Here is a 21,262-nt window from a genome sequence, read left to right on the forward strand (position 1 = left end):
GCCTGGATTCCGCATTGAAGAGGTTAAGGTTTCATGGGAAGTGAATATAATAACAGTATTTATATCCGTCCTTTTAATGAATCCGACATGCCAGAGTTATTGAGCCTGGTTACTCAAATCGCTTCGTTAGAGGATCTAACAAAGTCTGCACACGTCCAGTTTTCCAGAGAACTCATGAATTCTGATCATGAAGGAATTCGTTTGGTCGCGATTGTGGATGGACTAATTGTCGGGACCATGGGTTGTGCGGACGGCCCAATTCCATCCCGGCAGGTACTCTGGGCAGACTGGTTGATCGTTGATAGAGACTATCGGCGCCATGGGATTGCTTCGATGTTATATCTGAAAATCGAAAAATATGCTTATGAGCGTGGTAAAAGCTATTTATGCCTGGATATCGGAAATATAGATAAGGAGCGGGCGGCCTATCAGTTTCATCTAAGTAACGGCTTTCAGATAGTTGGGAGAATTCCCGACTATTGGGGTGACTACGAGCACTTGAACATAATGGCGAAATTTCTCACATCAAGGAAATGAAACTATCATGGGCGTTTTAAATAACATCGAAGAGTTGCAGGAGGTCGTGAGTGATTGCCGTAGCAATGGTCTCGTCGTTGGGCTTTGCCACGGCTGCTTTGACATAGTCCATCCCGGACATGTTTATCACCTCAAGCGGGCCCGAGCTATGGTAGACCGCTTATTCGTATCAATTACTGCTGACAGTTTTGTCAATAAAGGGCCGGATCGACCGGTTTTTCCTGACTGCAAACGAGCTGAGTTTATTGCCTCCATCCGCTATTGCGATCATGTAATTGTCAGCAATATGCCGACAGCCGAATACATGATCAAGGCCTTGCGGCCTGATATGTACTTCAAAGGGGCTGATTACAGCGACGGTTCTGACGTAAGGCTACAGGCAGAACGAATGCTTGTTGAAAGCGCGGGAGGACTTATGGTCCTGACCGACAACGGGGTGCTCGACTCGACCTCGCGGATTGCGCGATTAGTCATGTCCAAAAATATTCAGCAGGGAGACTGAACAATGTCAACTCTCATTTTAATGGACCTAGATGGTACAGTGCTCAATACGCCGCATTTCGAGGCCTGGCGTAATACCGTCGTCAAATTTGGCGGCACAAAACTAACACATGAAGAGTACATTGATCACATTGCTGGGCGTCCCCGAATTGAAGGCGCTTCACGTCTCTTGGAGTTGATGCGAGACGTTCAATGCAATGGCGCGCTCCTCTCATTGAGTGCTTGTGAGTTAGCCGACTCCAAACAGAACGAATTTCAACGTCTGTGCGGGGGCACCGAACTTTTCAGTGATGCATTGCGCCTACTACGACGTATTGACGACGCCCGGCAGACAGTCATCTTTTATACGGCTTCGCAAAACGCCCCTGATTTGTTCGATATTGCCTTGCACCAGTCGGCATTCTCACTAAAACAACCCAAGACAATTTTTCAGCAATCCGCCAATCAGAATCGAGGCGAGTTGTTAAGGCAGTTGATCGGCACATGGGCTGCAATGGATGTTCATCTTATCGACGATAGTCCATACGCTGCTGATCTCGCGTGCGGTCTTGGAGTCCATGCCTGGCAGATTCGGCGCAACCGAGCTGAGCCCAGGGCAAACGATCCTCGTGTCTCGGTACTTTCATCACTCGATGAATTTACGTTGCCGCAATAATAACCCTGGGAGGAATAGATATGAGTAATGCATCGATTGTTCTTGTAACAGGCGGAGCGGGCTACATTGGATCTAGACTGGTTCCCAAGCTGCTGGCAGCGGGTTATCGAGTCAGGGTCTTGGATGCACTGTTCTTCTGCAATGGGCTTGAGCTGCTCATAGGCCACCCTCGTCTGGAATTCATCAAGGGTGATGTGCGTGACAAACCCGTCTTGGAGAAGGCGTTGCAGGGCGCCAGTACCGTTATCCATCTTGCCGCAGTGGCCAATGACCCGAGTTTCAATTCAGCTCCTGAACTGGGCCAGTCAATTAATATCGATTGCCTACCCCATATAATGGGCAGTGCTAAGCTCTTGGGTTGCCAGCGTTTTATTTATGCTTCTTCTGCGAGTGTGTACGGGATCAATGCAGAACCTTTTGTCGATGAGAACCAAGCCTGCCTTCCGATCACTGACTACAATCGATTCAAGGCGCAAGGGGAAAAGATACTCTTCGACTTGACCGATTCAACCTTCCAGACAGTGGCCGTTAGAGCAGCCACGGTCTGCGGGTGGTCGCCTCGACAACGGCTTGACCTTACAGTAAATATCCTGACTGTCAGCGCGCTTGCGCGCGGCGAAATCACCGTGTACGGAGGCAGCCAATACCGGCCAAATGTCCATATCGGCGATCTCACCCGACTCTATACGATGCTCGTCCAACGAGAGTCCCTGAGTTCAATTAGTGGACAGGCCATCAACGTCGGTTACGAAAACCATACGGTCACCGATATCGCAAACCAAGTAAAAGATATCGTCGACAAATACTTTTCGACAAAAATACCGATCACCACCACCGCCAGTGATGATGCTCGCTCATACCGCTTGGATTCGCGCCGGGTCCAGCAGCAACTCGGCTTCGAGTTCGTCTATTCGATCCGGGATGCCGTCCTGGAGATATGCGAGCAATGGCAGTCGGGAAAATTCATAGACAGTGGTGATGTGCTCTCGGACACACGCTACCACAATGTTCGAAATATGCAGCACAACGATTGGTCCTTCAAGCCTTGCGGAGAAACCTCGTCATGCTAACCATTTCTTATGGAAAACAGGCAGAGAAGATCGTCGAGATCAGTTCGAGTTCTTCCGCCTTTGTAGCCTGCCTGGCAACACTGGCCAATGCTCATATGGGGGTGCGTCCCTACATACCCAACTCATCAGTGCGAACGAAACGAACGCAGTTGTTGGTAGGGGGTATTTATGCTGCCGGAATCGGAGTTTCACGGGAGATAGTCTCACTGCCGGCGCCGAGGATTATCCGACTCTATGATGTCGATACAGGCGAGCGCGCCCGTCAAATGCAGGGCGCTTCGACTGTTGTATTGTCGCTCGACAAGGCAACCGTCACTAGTACCGAACGGATGCACGTAGGGGGCGTCGAATACGAACTGACGGTAAGGCAATTCATTGAGGTGCCCGCTGACACCGCAGTTTCGACCTACATAGGATTGTGTCGGGTCGACGGCCGGGGAAAACCCCATCGGGTGCGGTTGGACTTTGGCATAGACGACTCGGCACTGAATGAGTACCTGGGTGCCTCCGCTTGGTTGACTACCCGTTACTACGATATTAAACAGAGTTTCTGCGACGGCGGAGATTTAAGTGTAATAGTGGAGACGCGAGAACAGCGACTGGGCTATAACCTTCGCTTCGTAAGATCCCATCCGGTCGCCAGTTCTTTTATTTACTGGAATGAACAGGAAGGTGGCTGCGTCGCCTCGATAACCTTTGATTTTTCGACCATTGGCCATCAGCAACTTTCCGTGTGCTGGAAACTAACACTAGATCAGCTGAATTCGATTGCTGCGTGTTTTTCCTCCGAAACCGACTTGGCTAGCATCCAAAGCGCACACGAGGACAGGTGGAATACGCTTTGGGATGACCATGATGTCATCATCAACGCAAGAGGCAGTCCTGCAGAACTCGGTATAAAATATGCCGTTTTTCAACTCTTGCAACATGGTGTCGGTTCAAAGAACGATGGCAAAGGTGTGATATCACCGGCACGAGGACTAACTAGTACTTATCATTCTGGTGCCACTTTCTTTGATACTGAACTGCATAAGTGTATTTTCTGGATCTGGAACGAACCCGAGATCGCAAAAGCTTTGATCAACTATCGCCACGATTTCATAGAGGAGGCACGATTGTTCGCCCAGATCAATGGCTTCGCCGGGGTTCGTTATCCTGAAGCATCCAACGACATGGGCACCGAGAACGGGCCACATTACGTGTTGGCCTACCCCGATCCGGAATTAAGACGAGAATGGAGTGGAAAGGAGGTGCTGCACATCTCGGCGGATGTTTGCTATGCACTGAATAAATACTGGAGGGCGACCGGTGATGATACGTATATGGAGTCACGGGGATATCAAATAATTGTTGAAAGTGCGAGGTTCGCGGCGTCAGCTTTCAACTGGTCGGAGGAAAAGCAAGCCTATGTCCTGAAGTCGGTGATGGGGCCAGACGAATACCATTACCATGTGGATAACAGTTTCTTTACCAACTATATGCTCAAATGGTGCATCAGACTTGCGCTCTCGTTGGTAGGGCGTTGTGGTTTCCCACCGGTGCTGGCGGCAGAAATCGAGTGGTGGCACACCCTGGCGGATAAGGTCTACCTGCCCTGGATGATGGTCGAGGGTGTTTCGATCCCTGAGGAGTTTGAGGGATATGCTTCCCTGCCGGACACTTGCCTCAGAATGAATAAAAAACATGGCCCTCAGTTTGTCGACGACGCTGAACGGGAAAAGGCCGAAAATTTGCAAAATTTCGGTTCACGTTTGATAAAGCAAGCGGACATCGTTTTACTCATGTCACTATTTCCCGAGGAATTTTCAGACTTAGTTAAGCGCACTGCGTTTAACTATTATGAACCGCGAACAGTGCACGAGTCTTCGCTAAGCTATGGCCCCCATGCAGTAGTTGCGGCGCATTTGGGCGAGACGGAAACTAGTGCCGATTTCGTGCTACGAGCGAGTCGCTACAACCTAGACTTCACCCCCGTGGCCGATTACAGCAACGGATTGCATCTTTCCGCCTATGCCGGCGCTTGGCAAGGACTTGTCGAAGGATTGGCCGGACTTGATGTCAATGAGGGGCGATTGTCCTTTCGACCCCAGTTACCTTCCCATTGGGACTCATACAGCTTCACTCTTTACTTTCGTGGGCAGCGGCTTAAGGTCTCGATCCATGGTCGAGGAGAGCTGGAAGTAAGGAAAGGGGGGATGAAGCTCGATACGCACTTAAACCAGGACGCAAGCATAGGCCTCAGGGACATTTACTTATGATCTCCATTGCCGATCGCTTTTCACCTTATACCGATGCGCTAAACGTCTCTTCTTTTCGTAAGTTGCTTATCGGGCAAAGCCTCTCGATGGCCGGCGATGCTATTTGTCTGGCGGCGCTGCCGATAGCGCTTCTTCGGACAGGATTCGGAGTAGAAGTATTCGGTTTTGTCATGGCGGCAGTCGGGGTAGGAACCGTGATCGGGGCCTTTGCCGGAGGTTTGCTGGCGGATCGAAAGTCGCCAAAACAGGTTTTGATTTACACCGATACGGCAAGGGGTATTGCGCAACTCGTCGCGGTGGCGCTGATCGTCTCTGGTGCGCCCTGGTGGTGCCTGATTTTTGCTTATCTGACATTTGGTATCGGCATCGGAGTATCCCGTCCGTGTGCCCAAGTGCTGCTCGTCAATCTGCTGCCCAAGCAAGCACTGGTTGCCGGCAATGGTGCGATGAACTTCGTCGATAATCTGGTCGCTGTGCTGTTTCCCGCGACGCTGGGTGTGTTCATTATTTTCTGGGACCCGGTCTGGGGCATATTGATCGATGGTCTGACATTCTTTTGTGCCGCCATTTTTACGGTGATGTTGCCTGATGTGGAGCCCCGTGAATTCGAGGAGGGGATGTCGATCCGAGACGCGGTCAGTGGCATTTCCGTTATTACTGGCAACTCCATGCTTTCGTTGGGTTTCGCGGCCACGCTCGTGGTGAACGTACTGTGCTTCCCGATTTTTCTTGTCGTCGCCCCCTATGCCATCAGTGATCGCTTTAGCCAGGAAATGTGGGGACTGTGTCTGGCCGCATCGGGATTCGGCGCGTGCATTGGATCTATCATCACGGTTCTTGCTTGCGGCCATGAGCGACTGATCAGTCTAGCCGTGGCCTGCGGCTTACTTCTGGCTGGCGCGATGGCTCTTCTCGGCATGGGAAGCTCGTCCTGGATGGCGATACTGGGGGCGACCTGCGTGGGCATCGTCGAAGCGGCCTGGTTAACGGGATGGGCCACCGCGATGCAGACACTGTCTCCCGAGAAGGACCTTGGCAAAGTGGTCGCAGTCGATACGTTCTTTACCAGTGGGCTGCACCCCTTCATTTATATTGGAAGCGGAATTGTCGGCGGGCTGGTTGGTTACTCCCACACCCTCTCCCTCACGGCAATCGTCAGCGCCGTAGGCACACTGTTAATTGTTCTGGTGGCCTTTAAGTTCATGCCAAGGAGTGCTCAAAATGATCAAGTGCAATAATGTGCTAGAGCAGGCCCAAGATCTTTCAGTCCAGATTCTTCAGCGTTGGCAGGAGCTTTTGTTGACGGGTGACTTTGTACTGGGCGAGGAAGTAGTAAAGTTTGAAGCATGGATGTCCAAGCGCTGTAATGGGGCCCATGCTATATCCCTCAACTCAGGCACTGACGCCTTGTTCCTCGCGCTGCGGGCTCTTGGAGTAGGGCCGGGCGATGAAGTCATCACCTGCGCTAATACGTTTGTCGCGACGGTTGGGGCAATAGTTGCCGCCGGTGCTAAACCCGTTCTAGCAGATGTGGGCGATGACGAACTCATCAACGTCCATACCATCGAACCTCTCATGAATGCCCGGACGAAAGCAGTGATACCTGTTTACCTGCGTGGACGTCCATTGAACATCGACGTGATAATGGACTTGTGTCGTTCTCGCGGTGTGGCGGTAATCGAAGACTGCGCCCAGGCTATCGGCACTACTCTCGACGGGGACCAAGTGGGCACTCGGGGCGATGCATCAGCCTTCTCCATGCATCCACTAAAGACACTCGGTGGCTTGGGAGATGGTGGGATGCTGGTGACGACCCGTTCGGAAATTGCCGAATACGCCAGGAAGGCACGTAATCACGGGTTGGAAACGCGTAATGAATCCGTGCTATTCGGAATAAATTCGCGCCTCGATTCACTCCAGGCGTCAGCTCTCAACATCAAAGTCCAATATCTGGACCAATGGTTGAAACGAAGAGTGGAAATCGCTGCTTTCTATGATACGGCCCTTAGCAGGAGTGCGACGGCCGTCGACCTTGGCGGTGGTAAACCTGGCGCGTCCTATTACCACTATGTAGTGCAGTCGAAGCAACGAGACAGGTTACTGACATTCCTTGCCGAAAATGGTATCCAAGCGGCTATTCATTATCCGACGCCTATTCATTGGCAAGAAGCTTGGTTGAAGAGCCAATCTCCGGTTGTTTTGCCCAATACCGAGCGCCTTTCCCGAGAAATGCTCACTCTTCCTTGTCACCATCATTTGACAGACAGTGACGTTGAAAAGGTTGTAAGCACAATAAAACGCTTTGAGCTCTTGGAGAAGCAATGACATTTGCGGGCGCGCTCAGTGTGAAATACGTTGCGTCCACACAGGTACAACGGCTAGAGCTCTGCAGGACAGGTCAGTACTCGGGAGCCAGGGAATCGCGGTGTGCGCCGGTTATCGCTGCGGAATGCCTCTGTTGAAAAGCTTTGAATTTGCCTGGGCAATTCGGGGGCTATTGGCGCGACTTGGCCCGGGGTCTGAAAGACGCTCAAGCTCTGATTATCCTTGCGCGCAAGTTGGCCAGAGTGATGTTAGCGATGATGAAAAATCAAAGCGAATACAAGCAAAATTCTATGCTTGGGGAGGGCCCCCAAACATAGAATTTTCTACAGATGCGGGTCAGCCGTTACGGTGACGCAAACTGCGCTCCATGCGCGCAATCCCTTCCTCCAGCAACGACCGCGGGCAGCCGAAGTTCAGGCGCACGAACTGTTGGCAGTCATCGCCAAAATCCAGGCCAGGGCTCAAGCCCACCTTGGCTTGTTCGAGGAAGAACTGTTGCGGGTTATCCAGCCCCAGCGCTGTGCAATCGAGCCAGGCCAGGTAGGTGCTTTGCGGCACATTCATCGTGATGCCTGGCAAACGGCTGCGCACGGCGTCGACCAGGTAATCGCGGTTGCCTTGCAGGTAGTCCTTCAGCCCGGCCAGCCAGGGTGCGGCTTCGCTGTAGGCGACGCGTGTGGCTTCCATGCCCAGCGGATTGACGCTGTCGACCATGCCGCAACGGGCATGATTGACCTTCTCGCGCAGGTGGCGGTCCTGGATGATCATGAACGAGGTTTTCAGGCCGGCGATGTTGTAGGCCTTGCTGGCCGACATCAGCGTGATGGTGCGCTGGGCGATTCGCGGGCTCAGGGACGCCATCGGCAGGTGCTGGCGGCCGTCAAAGCACAGTTCGGCGTGGATCTCGTCGGAAATGATCCAGGCCTCGTTTGCCAGGCAGATGTCGGCAATGGTCTGCAGTTCATCCCGGGCGAAGGCTTTGCCCAACGGGTTGTGCGGGTTGCTCAGCAGCAGCGCGCCGCCCCCTTGCAGGGACGCGTTCAAGGTCGCCAGTGGGGTGGCGTAAGTGCCGTCAGGCTGCGGGTCGAAGTTCAGCTCGACCTTGTTCAGGCCCCAATGACCGGGCGCGTGACGCAGGGGCGGATAGTTTGGGACTTGCACGACCACATTCTGTGCCGGCTGTACCAGCGCCTTGAGCGCCATGTTGAAGCCCGACTCGACGCCGGGCAGGAAGATCAGCTCTTGCGGCTCGACGCGCCAGGCGTACTTGTTCCACAAATCGGCAACAATGGCTTCGCGCAAATCTTCCTTGGCCACGCTGTAGCCGAGCAACGGGTGTTCCAGGCGCTTTTGCAGGGCCTGGATGATCATCGGCGGCGCGGCGAAATCCATGTCGGCGACCCACATCGGCAGCACGTCGGCCGGGTAGCGGCTCCACTTGGTGCTGCCAGTGCCGTGGCGGTCGAACACCTGATCAAAATCGAAAGTCATGCGCAAATCTCGTAAAGGCCGGTTAATCATGGCGGCCATGATAAGCGCCAATCATTGTAGGAGCGAGCCTGCTCGCGATGGTCGTTAACGATGACGCGGGTCTACTGGCTAAACGCGCCGTTCTTTAGTCCATCGCGAGCAGGCTCGCTCCCACAGGATAAGGGCGGGCCAGTTCCGACGGTCGGGATTCATCACGAATTCGACAGCCTTGTCTAAAATTCAAATGTCGGTGGCCACGCTGCCGCAACCGTGATTGTCCAGAAAAGTCCGGCAACGCAGCGGATTTCCACCTGATAAGGAGTGCACGATGGACCTCAGCCGTCGTCAGTTCTTCAAGGTCGCCGGTATCGGCCTTGCAGGCTCGAGCCTGGGCGCGTTGGGCATGGCCCCGACTGCCGCTTTCGCCGAGCAGGTGCGCCATTTCAAGCTCGCCCACACCCATGAAACCCGTAACACCTGCCCGTATTGCTCGGTCGGTTGTGGGTTGATCATGTACAGCCAGGGCGATGAGGCCAAGAATGTCGCGCAAAATATCATCCACATCGAAGGTGACGCCGACCATCCGGTCAACCGCGGCACCCTGTGCCCCAAAGGCGCAGGCCTGCTGGACTTCATTCACAGCCCCGGCCGCCTGCAATACCCGCAGATGCGCAAGCCCGGAAGCAGCGAGTGGGCGCGAATCTCCTGGGATGAAGCGCTCGATCGCATCGCCGACCTGATGAAGGCCGACCGCGACGCCAACTTCATCGAGAAGAACGACCAGGGCCAGACGGTGAACCGCTGGCTGACCACCGGCTTCCTCGCGGCATCGGCGGCGTCCAACGAAGCGGGCTACATCACCCACAAGGTGGTGCGCAGTCTCGGCATGCTGGGGTTCGATAACCAGGCGCGTGTCTGACACGGCCCGACGGTGGCAAGTCTTGCCCCGACGTACGGCCGTGGTGCCATGACCAATCACTGGACCGATATCGCCAATGCGAATCTGGTTCTGGTAATGGGTGGCAACGCAGCGGAAGCGCATCCCTGTGGCTTCAAGTGGGTGACCGAAGCCAAGGCGCACAACAAGGCGCGGTTGATCGTGGTCGATCCGCGATTCACCCGGACTGCCTCGGTGGCCGATTATTACGCGCCGATCCGCACCGGTACCGACATCGCCTTCATGGGCGGGCTGATCAATTATCTGCTGACCGAGGACAAGATCCAGCACGAATACGTGCGCAACTACACCGACGTGTCGTTCCTCGTCAAAGCCGGGTATGGCTTCGAGGACGGGATTTTCAGCGGCTACGACGTGGACAAGCGTGCGTACACCGACAAGTCCGGCTGGGGCTACGACTTGGGTGAAGACGGCTTCGTCAAAACCGACCCGAGCCTGCATGACCCACGCTGCGTGTATCAACTGATGAAGCAGCATTACAGCCGCTACAACATCGAACTGGCGAGCCAGATTTGCGGCATGCCGGTCGATGCCATGCAGAAAATCTGGGAGGAAATCGCCACTTGCTCGCAACCGGGCAAGACCATGACCATCCTCTATGCATTGGGTTGGACCCAGCACTCGATTGGCGCGCAGATCATCCGCAGCGCAGCGATGGTGCAACTGTTGCTGGGCAACGTCGGCATGCCGGGCGGGGGCGTGAATGCCTTGCGCGGGCACTCCAATATCCAGGGGCTGACCGACCTGGGCCTGCTGTCCAACTCGCTGCCGGGCTACCTGACGCTGCCCGGCGATGCCGAGCAGGACTACAACGCCTACATCGTCAAGCGCACGCAAAACCCGCTGCGGCCGGGGCAACTGTCCTACTGGCAGAACTACGGCAAATTCCACGTCAGCCTGATGAAAGCCTGGTACGGGGCCAATGCCACGCTGGAAAACAACTGGGCCTTCGACTATCTGCCGAAACTGGACATCCCCAACTACGACATCCTCAAGGTGTTCGACCTGATGGGCCAGGGCAAGGTCAACGGCTATTTTTGCCAGGGCTTCAACCCCATTGCGGCGTTGCCGGATAAAAACCGCGTGATGGCCGCGCTAGCCAAGCTCAAATGGCTGGTGGTGATGGACCCGCTGGCCACCGAAACCTCGGAGTTCTGGCAAAAGGTCGGGCCGTATAACGACGTCAACAGCGCCGACATCCAGACCGAAGTGATTCGCCTGCCCACCACCTGTTTTGCTGAGGAAGACGGCTCGCTGGTCAACAGCAGTCGCTGGTTGCAATGGCACTGGAAGGGAGCCGACGGCCCTGGGGAGGCGTACACCGACATACGCATCATGAGCGAGCTGTTCCTGCGCCTGCGTCAGCGCTATCAGGCCGAGGGCGGCGCCTATCCCGACCCGCTGCTCAAACTGTCGTGGCCGTACAAGGTGCCTGACGAACCGTCACCGGAAGAACTGGCCAAGGAGGTCAACGGCTACGCCATCACCGACTTCACCGACGCCACGGGGGCGGTCATCAAGGGCAATGCGCAACTGGCCGGTTTTGGCCAGCTCAAGGACGACGGCAGCACGGCGTCCGGGTGCTGGATTTTCTGCGGCAGCTGGACCGAAACGGGCAACCAGATGGCCCGGCGCGACAACAACGACCCGTATGGCATGCACCAGCACCAGGGCTGGGCCTGGGCCTGGCCGGCGAACCGGCGGATTCTCTATAACCGCGCCTCGGCCGACCCGCAAGGCAAACCCTGGGACGAGAAAAAGCGCCTGGTGTGGTGGAACGGCAAAGCCTGGGCCGGCACCGATGTGCCGGACTACAAGGCTGACGTGGCGCCGGAAGCGGGGATGAATCCGTTCATCATGAACCCCGAAGGCGTGGCGCGGTTCTTCGCCGTCGACAAGATGAACGAAGGGCCATTCCCCGAGCACTACGAGCCGTTCGAGACGCCGATCGGCATCAATCCGCTGCACCCGCAGAACAAGAAAGCCACCAGCAATCCGGCGGCGCGGATATTCGATTCGGTATGGGACTCCCTGGGTGTGGCCAAGGATTACCCCTATGCCGCCACCAGTTACCGGCTGACCGAGCATTTCCACTTCTGGAGCAAGCACTGCAAGCTCAACGCAATTACCCAGCCCGAGCAGTTCGTCGAGATCGGCGAAGTGCTGGCCAAGGAATTAGGCATCGTCGCCGGCGACCGGGTGCGGGTCGGCAGCAAGCGCGGCTTCATCGAGGCGGTGGCCGTGGTGACCAAGCGGATTCGTCCGTTGCAGGTCAACAATCAGATTGTGCACCAAATCGGAATCCCGTTGCACTGGGGGTTCACCGGGCTCACGCGCCACGGCTACCTGACCAACACCCTGGTGCCGTTCCTCGGCGATGGCAACACCCAGACCCCGGAATCCAAGTCATTCCTGGTCAACGTGGAGAAAGTCTAAATGGCCAGCCAAGACATCATTGCCCGCTCGGCCACCACCACCGTGCCGTCATCGGTACGCAACCTGGAGGAAGTTGCCAAGCTGATCGACACTACCAAGTGCATTGGCTGCAAGGCCTGCCAGGTCGCCTGCTCGGAATGGAACGAACTGCGTGACGACGTCGGCCACAACCTCGGCACCTACGACAACCCGCAGGACCTGACCGCAGAAACCTGGACCTTGATGCGTTTCACCGAGCACGAAACCGACGCCGGCAACCTGGAATGGCTGATCCGCAAGGACGGCTGCATGCACTGCGCCGAACCCGGTTGCCTGGCGGCGTGCCCCAGTCCCGGGGCGATCATCAAGCACGCCAACGGCATCGTCGATTTCAATCAGGATCACTGCATCGGCTGTGGTTACTGCATCACCGGTTGCCCGTTCAACATTCCGCGCATCTCGCAAAAGGACCACAAGGCCTACAAATGTACCTTGTGCTCGGATCGGGTGGCGGTGGGGCTGGAACCTGCCTGCGTGAAAACCTGTCCGACCGGGGCCATCGTGTTTGGCTCCAAGCAGGACATGAAGGAGCATGCCGCCGAACGCATCGTCGACCTCAAGAGTCGTGGCTTCGACAACGCCGGTCTGTACGACCCTGCCGGTGTCGGTGGTACTCACGTGATGTACGTGTTGCACCACGCCGACACGCCTAGGCTGTACGCCGGCCTGCCGAGCGATCCGGTCATCAGCCCGTTGGTGAGTCTGTGGAAGGGTGTCAGCAAACCCTTGGCACTGCTGGCCATGGGCGCGGCGGTACTGGCCGGGTTCTTCCATTACGTGCGCGTCGGGCCACAAGTGGTCGAAGAGGATGAGCATCCGGACCCGCCGGACACTTCGGTACACCAGGTCGATCCGGCAGTGCATACCTACGATCCACGCGGGGAGGGCAGGCCATGAGCAACAAGACGATCCTGCGCTACACCAGCAACCAGCGCACCAACCACTGGCTGGTGGCGATTCTGTTCCTGATGGCGGGGTTATCGGGGCTGGCGTTGTTCCACCCAGCGCTGTTCTGGCTGAGCAACCTGTTCGGTGGCGGGCCGTGGACACGTATCCTGCACCCGTTCATGGGCGTGCTGATGTTCGTGTTTTTCTTCGGCCTGGTGCTGAGTTTTTGGCGCGCCAATATCTTTATCAGCAATGATCGACTGTGGCTGCGGCGCATCGACCGGGTGATGAAAAACCAGGAAGAGGGCGTGCCGGCCATCGGCAAATACAATCCCGGGCAGAAGCTGCTGTTCTGGACTTTACTGCTGTGCATGCTGGTGCTGCTGTTCAGCGGGCTGGTGATCTGGCGCGCTTACTTCAGCGCGTATTTCGGCATTACCAGCATTCGCTGGGCGATGCTGCTGCACGCGTTGGCCGGTTTCGTGCTGATCCTGAGCATCATCGTGCACATCTACGCCGGCATCTGGATCAAGGGCTCGGTCAGCGCCATGCTGCACGGCTGGGTCAGCCGTGCCTGGGCGAAGAAACACCACGAGCTCTGGTACCGCGAAGTGACCCGCGACGAGCGTCCCGACCCGCCGCTGAACAAAAAAGGATAACGCTTTGGCCACCCTCCTGGAGCCGGGACAGATTGAAGCGGCGGCGACATCGCCGCCGTTTCTGCACTTGCCACCGCCTAACCTGTTTACCTTGCGTGCGCTGCGCCTGGAGCGCCTTGCCGAGGGGCATCCGTTGGCCGATTACCTGCGCCTGGTCGCGGGGTTGTGCAACGTGCAGCAACGACTGCTGGACGGTCCACCCGAGGCGGCATCGCCGGACCCGCAGCGCATCCAGCTGTGCCTGGATCACGGTCTGCCACCGTTCGCCGCCGACAGTCTGGTGCGCGAGGATGCGTGGCTGGCGTATCTGCAAGCGCTGTTGCAGCTCTATCTGCCACCGGCACAACCCGCGGTGGAAAAAGCCGTGGCAACCCTGCGTGATGCCGACGTCGGGCAGCTCAAGGCGTGGGCGATTGCCTTGGTCAGCGGGCAATTCGCCTTGCTGCCGGCGTCGCTGGTGCCATTTCTGGGTGCGGCCTTGCAAGTCGCGTGGAGCCATTGGCTGCTGAGTACCAAAGACCTCGCCTTGAAACCCGGCAACAGCCTCAACCAGTGCCCGGCATGCGGTTCACCCGCCATGGCCGGAGTGATCCGCCATCGCGGCAAATACAACGGCTTGCGCTATCTGGTGTGCTCGCTGTGTGCCTGCGAATGGCATGTGGTGCGGGTCAAATGCGTGTATTGCGAGCAGAGCAAAGGCTTGCAATACGTCAGTCTCGACAGCGACCGCTACGCCGCGGACATGGCGCCGTTGCGCGCGGAAACCTGCCCGGGTTGTCACAGTTATCTGAAGCAGCTGTATCTCGAATGCGACGCCGAGGGCGAAGCGTTGTCCGCCGACCTGAGCAGCCTGATCCTCGACATGCGCCTGGAACAGGAAGGCTTTCAGCGCCCTGCGCCCAATCTGTTGCTGGCACCCGGGGGCGACTGAAGCGAAGGTCTACACTCAGGCGGTCAACGTTTGCGGGAGCGCCTGATGTCTGTCCGATCCACCAGCCAAGCCTTGCGACTACCTTCGGTCGACAGCCTGCTACGCCATCCGGCCTGCCAGCCGCTGGCCGAACGCTATGGGCGCGACGCCTTGCTCGCCAGCCTGCGCCAGTTGCTCGATGACTTGCGCCAATCTGTTCTGGTGGGGCAACTCAACGAGGTCGAACTCACCCCGCCAGTGCTGGCGGGCAGGGCGGGCGAGCGTCTGGCCAGCCAGCATCGCAGCCACGTGCGCCGGGTGTTCAATCTCACCGGCACGGTACTGCACACCAATCTGGGGCGCGCCTTGTTGCCGGAGGAAGCCATCGACGCCGTGCAAATGGCCGCGCGCTATCCGTTGAATCTGGAATTCGACCTGCACAGCGGCAAGCGCGGCGACCGCGACGATCTGATCGAGGGCCTGATCCGCGAGCTGACCGGCGCCGAAGCGGTGACCGTGGTCAACAACAATGCCGCCGCGGTGCTGCTGACCCTCAACAGCCTGGGCGCACGCAAGGAAGGCATTATCTCCCGAGGCGAACTGATCGAAATCGGCGGCGCCTTTCGCATTCCCGACATCATGGCGCGCGCCGGGGTCAAACTCGTCGAGGTCGGCACCACCAACCGCACCCATGCCCGCGACTACGAAGCCGCCATCGGCCCGCGCAGCGGCTTGATCATGCGGGTGCATGCGAGCAACTACAGCATCGAGGGTTTCACCACCCGGGTGCCGACCGACGAGCTGGCGCGCCTGGCACATCAACATGACTTGCCGCTGCTCGAAGACCTCGGCAGCGGCAGCCTGCTGGACTTGACCCGTTGGGGCTTGCCGGCCGAACCGACGGTGCGCCAGGCCCTGCTCGATGGCGCGGACATCGTTACCTTCAGCGGCGACAAATTGCTGGGAGGTCCACAGGCCGGGTTGATTGTCGGCCGCAAGGAACAGATTGCACGGATCAAGAAGAACCCGCTGAAACGGGCGCTGCGGGTCGACAAGCTTACCCTGGCGGCGCTCGAAGCGGTGCTGGGGCTGTACCGCAATCCCGAACGCTTGGCCGAACGCCTTCCAAGTCTGCGTCTGCTGACCCGCCCCCAGGCCGACATCTTCGCCCAGGTCGAGCGTCTGCAACCTTCACTGGCCCGGGTGCTGGGCGATGGCTGGCGCGTCAGCGCGGAGTTCGCGCTGGGCATGATCGGCAGCGGCAGCCAACCGGTGGCGCGCTTGCCCAGTGCCGCGTTATGCCTGCGACCGCTAACCTCTAAACGTCTGCGCGGGCGAAGCCTGCATGGGCTCGAAGATGCGCTGCGAGACTTGCCGATCCCGGTGCTCGGGCGCATCGACGACGACGCCTTGTGGCTCGACCTGCGGCAACTGGACGACGAACCGGCATGGCTGGCGCAACTCGATCATTTGCAGGTGACGTAAGGTGATTGTCGGCACCGCCGGGCACATCGACCACGGCAAGACCGCATTGCTTGAGGCCTTGACCGGGCAGGCCGGTGATCGGCGCCGGGAAGAGCGCGAACGCGGCATGACCATCGACCTCGGCTATCTCTACACCGCGCTGGAACCGGGTGCGGCCCTCACCGGTTTCATCGACGTACCCGGTCATGAACGCTTCACCCACAACATGCTCGCCGGTGCACAGGGCATCGACCTGGTGCTGCTGGTGGTGGCCGCCGACGACGGCGTGATGCCGCAGACCCGGGAACACCTGGCCATCGTCGAGTTGCTGGGCATTCCCCGAGCACTCGTGGCGATCAGTAAATGCGACCGGGTCGAATCATCCCGGGTGCAAGTGGTGCGCGAGCAAATCGAATCCTTACTGGCGCCCGGGCCCTATGCCGATGCACCGTTGATTGCGATGTCGAGCGTGACCGGGCAGGGCATCGACACCCTGCGCCAGGCCTTGCTGGTTGCGCAGCGTGAGGTGCTGCAACGAAGCCTCAGTGGTGGTTTTCGCCTGGCGATTGATCGGGCATTCAGCGTCGCCGGCGCGGGGATCGTCGTCACCGGCACGGCGCTATCCGGCCAGGTTGTGGTGGGCGATACGCTGCTGCTCGGTCCCCTCGGCAAACCCGTGCGGGTGCGTGGCCTGCATGCGCAGAATCAAGCCGCCGAATGCGCGCCAGCAGGGCAGCGCGTTGCGTTGAACCTGAGCGCGGAACGCCTGGCGTTGGAGCAGATTCATCGCGGACAGTGGCTGTCGGCGCAGTGGCTGTACGCACCCACTCAGCGTCTGGATATCGACCTGAAGTTGTTGCCCGGCGAGCCTCGCGCCTTCGAGCATTTTCAGCCGGTGCATGTGCATATCGGCACGCAAGACGTAACCGGGCGCGTGGCCCTGCTGGAGGGTTCCAGTCTGGCGCCGGGTGAGCGGATGTTCGCGCAGATCCTGCTCAATGCGCCGGTGCAGGCTGTGAAGGGCGATCCGCTGATCTTGCGTGAGCAGAGCGCGCAACGGACCCTCGGCGGCGGTCGAGTGATTGATCCGTTCGCACCGACCCGACACCGTCGCAGTCCTGAGCGATTGGCGCAGTTACAGGCGCTGGTGACGACCACAAGCCTGGAAGACGTCATGCCGATGTTGCTGGCCAACAGTGACACCGGACTTGATCCGCAACGTCTGGAACGCCAGTTCAACCATCCGCGTGCAAACTGGCTGTTGCCGGATGACGTGCGGTTGATCGAAACGCGGCAGAGTCCGCAGTTGTTCAGCGCTGCCCGCTGGCAGGCCTTGAAAGCGGAGTTGCTGGAACATCTGGCGCGCTTTCACCAACTGGAGCCGGATCAAATGGGCCCGGACCGCGATCGCCTGCGTCGATTCAGCGGGACGGCACTCGATCGCCCGTCCTTCATCAGCCTGCTCGACGAATTGCTGGCCGAAGGTGTCATCACCGCGAGCGGGCCGTGGCTGCATTTGCCCACTCATCAAGTGCGCTTGAGTGCAGACGACGAAGCCCTGTGGCAACAGTTGCAGCCGCAGTTCGACGCGGCCGGGTTTGATCCACCCTGGGTGCGCGATTTGGGTCGTGATGAAGCCACGGTGCGCTTGCTGCTGCGCAAAATGGCCCGGTTGGGGCTGCTGCATCAAGTGGTCCGCGACCTGTTTTACAGCGACGCGATGATCCGGCGTCTGGCGGCTATGCTGATGCAACTGGCCGATGATGACCCGGTGATCCAGGTGTCGGCGTTTCGCGATGCGGTGGGACTGGGGCGCAAGCGCAGTATCCAGATTCTCGAATACTTCGACCGGCTTGGCCTGACCCGGCGCTTTGGGGACAAGCGCCACATCCGCCAGGACAATGCACTGGCCCGGCCAACCCATCATTGACTTCAAGGAAGGTAATCGCGCCCGGTGGCGCGGCCGGGCTTCAAACCCGGTTGGGGACGGCATCCGTTCCCGGGCAGGTTCGACTCCGGCTACCTTCCGCCACTTTGGATCGTTCCCATGCTCCGCGTGGGAATGCCGCCGGGGACGCTCCGCGTTCCACTGGCACCGCAAGACTTGAGTCCTGCGCACTAGTGACGCGGAGCGTCACGGGATGCATTCCCACGCGGAGCATGGGAACGATCAGTCGCTGGCACCGCGGCTCCGCAGATTGCCCTCGCTACTCATTGCATCACATAACGCCCCGGTGCCGGCTCCAGCACCGGATATTGGGCATTGCCGGCGTGCAGCACCGATGCTTCGCGCGCTCCGGCATGCTCGGCCAGCCAGTTGAACCAGTCATTCCACCAACTGCCAGGATGCTGCTCGGCATCGTTGAACCAGGTGTCCGGGTCTTGCGTCAGGTGGTCGTTGGTCCAGTAATTGCGTTTTTCCCTGGCGGGTGGATTGATCACCCCGGCGATATGCCCCGAGGCGCCGAGTACGAAACGTTTGGTGCCGCTGAGCAAGCCGGTGCTGGCGTAAGCGCTTCTCCAGGGCACGATGTGGTCGTCATGGGTGGCGAGAATGTAGGCCGGCGCATCGATGGCGCGCAGGTCGAGTTTCACCCCGCAGCAGTCCAGCTCGCCGGATTTCAGGTCATTTTGCAAATAGGTGTGGCGCAGATACCAGCAGTACATCGGCCCCGGCAGGTCGGTGCTGTTGTTGTTCCAGAACAGCTGGTCCAGCGCGTTCGGTTTCTGGCCCTTGAGGTATTTGTCGACGTTGCAGTTCCACCACAAATCGTTCGGACGCAGCAGCGAAAAAGTATTGCCCATGTCCTCGCCCTTGAACAGGCCGATGGGGCCGCCGATACCGCCGATGGTACGTTCGCGGTAGGCCACGATTGTTCGTCGACGAAGATATCGATGGGGCCGGTGTCGAGGCAATCGAGGAAAGTGGTCAATAGGCTTACGCTGGCGATTTCCGTGTCGCCACGAGCCGCCAGGACCGCCAGCGCAGAGCCATGGAACTCCTTGCCCGCACAGGAAAACCGGTCAGAAAAAAACCTACGGCGCCGGAGGTCGGCACCGGTGATGTAGCCCGATTCATCGGACGCCAGCCAGGTTTTGCGTTGCAAGAAGGGCAGTGTTGGGCATCGGCGGACGTTGCGGAAGTGTTGGGAGGTGACTGTCCGGTGTCCAACGGTGCCACGCCCGGTCACCGGTCGGATGCAGGGAAAAACACTGATTACCTAAACTTGTGTCAATACTTCAAATTGAGCGGACACTCAGTATTTACTCACCCGCAAATCAGTCGTGGCTCCGGACAGGATGTCCGGTTCCAATCGTCATCGAGGACGCCATGTTTAGAATGAGTTCAGGCTATGCCAACGTACTGGTCAATACACTCTCGGCACAAGGACTGGATGTCGCCAGTCTGTGCCGGGAAGCCGGGTTGGACCTGGGGCTCGCCAATACGCCCGGAGCGCTGTGCGAGCGAAGGGTGATCTATCGCTTGTGGCAACTGGCCGCGCAGGCCGGAGGGGATCCGGACCTCGGCCTCAAGGCCTACGGGCATTTCCATCCGGGCACGTTTCAGATCGTCGGCTACACGATGATGTCGAGCCTCAATCTGAAACTGGCACTGGAACGCCTGGTGCGCTTCAGTCCGTTGATCGGCACCGGGTTCAGCCTGTTTTTTGTCCCCGAGCAGCAGCATTTCCGCTTGGCCTCGCTCGATCACCAACAATCGGGCTCCATCAAGCCACGCCAGTATGTCGATGCGGGGCTGGCGTCTCTGCTGGGTTTTTGCCGTTGGCTCGGCGACGGCAAGCTGCCGCACCCCCTGAGTGTGGAATTCAGCTATCCGGAACCTGCGGACACGTCGGAGCATCGACGCTTGTTTGGTTGCGACCTGCAATTCGGCTCGCCCTACGACAGTATTCTGTTTGACGGCCAGGAGATCCTCCGGCCGCTGAGCATGGCCAACGAGGCGCTGGCGGTGCTGCATGACAGCTTTGCCGAGGCGCAACTGGATCTGCTGTTCGGTTTTTCCATTGTCGGCAGAATTCGCGCATTGATCACAGAGCGCTTGAGCCATGGCCAGGGACAATGCGACATGGAGTCGATCGCCAGCGCGATGAACATCAGCAAGCGGACGCTGCAGCGGGCACTGGAAAAGGACGGCACGCAATTCAAGGACGTGCAGAACGCTGTACGTCGAGAATTGGCCGACTTCTACCTGCGCCATTCTCACTTCAACATGAAGAATGTGGCCTATCTCCTTGGTTTTCATGATCACAGCAGTTTCAACAAGGCGTGCAGCCGCTGGTTCGGCATGACCCCCGGCCAATACCGTGCCGATGAGTCATGTGTAATTGCGTAGGTAAGGTTTATTTTGCGCTGCACAAAACAAGTGTTGCCAAACACTTTTGTGCACTGCAATATAAAGCCTATCGCGATGATTGCCGGATCGCTGTCGCGTCTTCAGGCCCCTTCGGGCCGTTCAGTACCAGGAGTTCAAGCATGTCTTTTTTCAATTCGGAAAAACTGCAAACCGTTCAGAAAGCCAACCTCGATCTTTTGCAGCACATCAGCGGCAAAGTCTTCGCCAGCGTTGAGCAGCTGAGCCAGTTGCAGTTCAAGGCACTGCGTGAATCCACCGAAGAGCAATTCGAAGGTGTGCGCAAACTGCTGGCCGTCCGCGATCCCCAGGGCTTCGCCGATTTGCAGGCTTCTTTCAGCCAGCCGAACGCACAGACTGAACGCCTGGCCGAGTACAACCGTCAGGTGCAAGCATTGATCGTGGGCACCCAGTCGGACATCGCCCAACTGACGTCGCGTCAGGTCGAGGCGGGCACTCAGCAGGTCCAGGATTTTGTAGAAGAGATCAGCAAGAACGCACCGGCCGGTTCCGAGCCAGTGGTGGCAGCATTCAAATCGGCCCTGGCGAATGCCGGTACCGTGTTTGAAAGCGCGCAAAAAACCGCCAAACAGGCGACAGAGGCCGCTCAGGGTAGCTTTAATGCCACAACCGACGCCGCAACCGCTGCAGCAGCGGACGCTGTCGCAAAAGCTGCCCCGCAAGCAAATGCCAAGGCAACCAACGGTAACAAGTAAGTCA

General features: G+C 58.1%; 16 protein-coding genes, 1 tRNA gene and 2 pseudogenes. 17 read left to right on the top strand and 2 right to left on the bottom strand.

All coding sequences use genetic code 11. From position 1 onward, the window contains the following. Positions 1–33 precede the first annotated feature (33 nt). The 8 genes and pseudogenes from ACA058_RS14700 to ACA058_RS14735 form a co-directional block, all read left to right on the top strand. Positions 34–537, top strand: coding sequence for a GNAT family N-acetyltransferase (locus ACA058_RS14700; RefSeq protein WP_497639718.1), 504 nt, complete (start codon positions 34–36; stop codon positions 535–537). A 7-nt stretch (positions 538–544) separates the two neighbouring features. Then, positions 545–1,039 carry an adenylyltransferase/cytidyltransferase family protein gene (locus tag ACA058_RS14705; RefSeq protein WP_497639719.1) on the top strand — a complete coding sequence of 165 codons (495 nt, stop codon included), beginning with the start codon at positions 545–547 and terminating at the stop codon, positions 1,037–1,039. A gap of 3 nt (positions 1,040–1,042) precedes the next feature. Further along, the gene (locus tag ACA058_RS14710) at positions 1,043–1,693 is read left to right on the top strand and encodes an HAD family hydrolase (RefSeq protein ID WP_497639720.1); all 651 of its coding nucleotides are present in this window, start codon (positions 1,043–1,045) and stop codon (positions 1,691–1,693) included. A 20-nt stretch (positions 1,694–1,713) separates the two neighbouring features. Then, positions 1,714–2,763: an NAD-dependent epimerase/dehydratase family protein gene (locus ACA058_RS14715; RefSeq protein WP_497639721.1), complete on the top strand. Its 1,050-nt coding sequence runs from the start codon at positions 1,714–1,716 to the stop codon at positions 2,761–2,763. Continuing rightward, positions 2,757–5,021, top strand: coding sequence for a glycosyl hydrolase family 65 domain-containing protein (locus ACA058_RS14720; RefSeq protein WP_497639722.1), 2,265 nt, complete (start codon positions 2,757–2,759; stop codon positions 5,019–5,021). Before ACA058_RS14715 ends, ACA058_RS14720 begins: the two co-directional genes overlap by 7 nt. Then, positions 5,018–6,259 (top strand): MFS transporter, encoded by a 1,242-nt coding sequence (locus tag ACA058_RS14725; protein WP_497639723.1) that lies wholly within the window; start codon positions 5,018–5,020, stop codon positions 6,257–6,259. Before ACA058_RS14720 ends, ACA058_RS14725 begins: the two co-directional genes overlap by 4 nt. Next, positions 6,243–7,346: a DegT/DnrJ/EryC1/StrS family aminotransferase gene (locus ACA058_RS14730; RefSeq protein WP_497639724.1), complete on the top strand. Its 1,104-nt coding sequence runs from the start codon at positions 6,243–6,245 to the stop codon at positions 7,344–7,346. The genes ACA058_RS14725 and ACA058_RS14730 overlap by 17 nt, the downstream gene beginning before the upstream one ends. A gap of 182 nt (positions 7,347–7,528) precedes the next feature. After that, positions 7,529–7,663, top strand: a pseudogene (locus ACA058_RS14735) (IS110 family transposase); the annotation flags it as partial. Positions 7,664–7,682: 19 nt separating this feature from the next. On the opposite strand, the gene ACA058_RS14740 reads toward ACA058_RS14735, so the two are convergent. Next, positions 7,683–8,837 carry a MalY/PatB family protein gene (locus ACA058_RS14740; RefSeq protein WP_497639725.1) on the bottom strand — a complete coding sequence of 385 codons (1,155 nt, stop codon included), beginning with the start codon at positions 8,835–8,837 and terminating at the stop codon, positions 7,683–7,685. A gap of 307 nt (positions 8,838–9,144) precedes the next feature. Here ACA058_RS14740 and fdnG point away from each other — a divergent pair, with 307 nt between their 5' ends. From fdnG to ACA058_RS14775, 7 genes are all read left to right on the top strand, one after another. Beyond that, positions 9,145–12,210, top strand: a complete 3,066-nt coding sequence (fdnG, locus tag ACA058_RS14745; RefSeq protein WP_497639726.1) for a formate dehydrogenase-N subunit alpha — start codon at positions 9,145–9,147, stop codon at positions 12,208–12,210. Continuing rightward, positions 12,211–13,146, top strand: coding sequence for a formate dehydrogenase subunit beta (gene fdxH, locus ACA058_RS14750; protein ID WP_497639727.1), 936 nt, complete (start codon positions 12,211–12,213; stop codon positions 13,144–13,146). Further along, positions 13,143–13,796, top strand: a complete 654-nt coding sequence (locus ACA058_RS14755) for a formate dehydrogenase subunit gamma (RefSeq protein ID WP_497639728.1) — start codon at positions 13,143–13,145, stop codon at positions 13,794–13,796. Before fdxH ends, ACA058_RS14755 begins: the two co-directional genes overlap by 4 nt. Positions 13,797–13,800: 4 nt before the next feature. Further along, positions 13,801–14,727, top strand: coding sequence for a formate dehydrogenase accessory protein FdhE (gene fdhE, locus ACA058_RS14760; RefSeq protein WP_497639729.1), 927 nt, complete (start codon positions 13,801–13,803; stop codon positions 14,725–14,727). Positions 14,728–14,772: 45 nt separating this feature from the next. Further along, a complete protein-coding gene (selA, locus tag ACA058_RS14765) occupies positions 14,773–16,191 on the top strand; it encodes an L-seryl-tRNA(Sec) selenium transferase (RefSeq protein ID WP_497639730.1) in 1,419 nt (472 codons plus the stop codon). A 1-nt stretch (position 16,192) separates the two neighbouring features. After that, positions 16,193–18,100, top strand: coding sequence for a selenocysteine-specific translation elongation factor (gene selB / locus ACA058_RS14770; protein ID WP_497639731.1), 1,908 nt, complete (start codon positions 16,193–16,195; stop codon positions 18,098–18,100). 6 nt (positions 18,101–18,106) lie between these two features. Next, positions 18,107–18,202 (top strand) — tRNA-Sec (locus ACA058_RS14775). A gap of 179 nt (positions 18,203–18,381) precedes the next feature. On the opposite strand, the pseudogene ACA058_RS14780 reads toward ACA058_RS14775, so the two are convergent. Continuing rightward, a pseudogene (locus tag ACA058_RS14780) lies at positions 18,382–19,160 on the bottom strand (alpha/beta fold hydrolase); the annotation flags it as partial. 341 nt (positions 19,161–19,501) lie between these two features. On the opposite strand from ACA058_RS14780, the gene ACA058_RS14785 reads away from it, so the two are divergent. Further along, positions 19,502–20,524: an AraC family transcriptional regulator gene (locus ACA058_RS14785; RefSeq protein WP_497639732.1), complete on the top strand. Its 1,023-nt coding sequence runs from the start codon at positions 19,502–19,504 to the stop codon at positions 20,522–20,524. 140 nt (positions 20,525–20,664) lie between these two features. Next, on the top strand, positions 20,665–21,258 hold the full coding sequence (gene phaP, locus ACA058_RS14790) for a TIGR01841 family phasin (RefSeq protein ID WP_497639733.1): 594 nt from the start codon (positions 20,665–20,667) through the stop codon (positions 21,256–21,258). The last annotated feature ends 4 nt before the right edge of the window (positions 21,259–21,262 follow it).

This window comes from Pseudomonas sp. LBUM1649 (genome assembly GCF_059716155.1).

Bases quoted from the DNA above. Each gene is read 5' to 3' on its own strand.
- ACA058_RS14720 (WP_497639722.1), top strand. From the start codon at position 2,757: ATGCTAACCATTTCTTATGGAAAACAGGCAGAGAAGATCGTCGAGATC.
- ACA058_RS14710 (WP_497639720.1), top strand. From the start codon at position 1,043: ATGTCAACTCTCATTTTAATGGACCTAGATGGTACAGTGCTCAATACG.
- ACA058_RS14700 (WP_497639718.1), top strand. From the start codon at position 34: ATGGGAAGTGAATATAATAACAGTATTTATATCCGTCCTTTTAATGAA.
- ACA058_RS14785 (WP_497639732.1), top strand. From the start codon at position 19,502: ATGTTTAGAATGAGTTCAGGCTATGCCAACGTACTGGTCAATACACTC.
- ACA058_RS14730 (WP_497639724.1), top strand. From the start codon at position 6,243: ATGATCAAGTGCAATAATGTGCTAGAGCAGGCCCAAGATCTTTCAGTC.
- ACA058_RS14715 (WP_497639721.1), top strand. From the start codon at position 1,714: ATGAGTAATGCATCGATTGTTCTTGTAACAGGCGGAGCGGGCTACATT.
- ACA058_RS14755 (WP_497639728.1), top strand. From the start codon at position 13,143: ATGAGCAACAAGACGATCCTGCGCTACACCAGCAACCAGCGCACCAAC.
- selA (WP_497639730.1), top strand. From the start codon at position 14,773: ATGTCTGTCCGATCCACCAGCCAAGCCTTGCGACTACCTTCGGTCGAC.
- phaP (WP_497639733.1), top strand. From the start codon at position 20,665: ATGTCTTTTTTCAATTCGGAAAAACTGCAAACCGTTCAGAAAGCCAAC.
- fdxH (WP_497639727.1), top strand. From the start codon at position 12,211: ATGGCCAGCCAAGACATCATTGCCCGCTCGGCCACCACCACCGTGCCG.
- ACA058_RS14705 (WP_497639719.1), top strand. From the start codon at position 545: ATGGGCGTTTTAAATAACATCGAAGAGTTGCAGGAGGTCGTGAGTGAT.
- ACA058_RS14740 (WP_497639725.1), bottom strand. From the start codon at position 8,837: ATGACTTTCGATTTTGATCAGGTGTTCGACCGCCACGGCACTGGCAGC.
- ACA058_RS14725 (WP_497639723.1), top strand. From the start codon at position 5,018: ATGATCTCCATTGCCGATCGCTTTTCACCTTATACCGATGCGCTAAAC.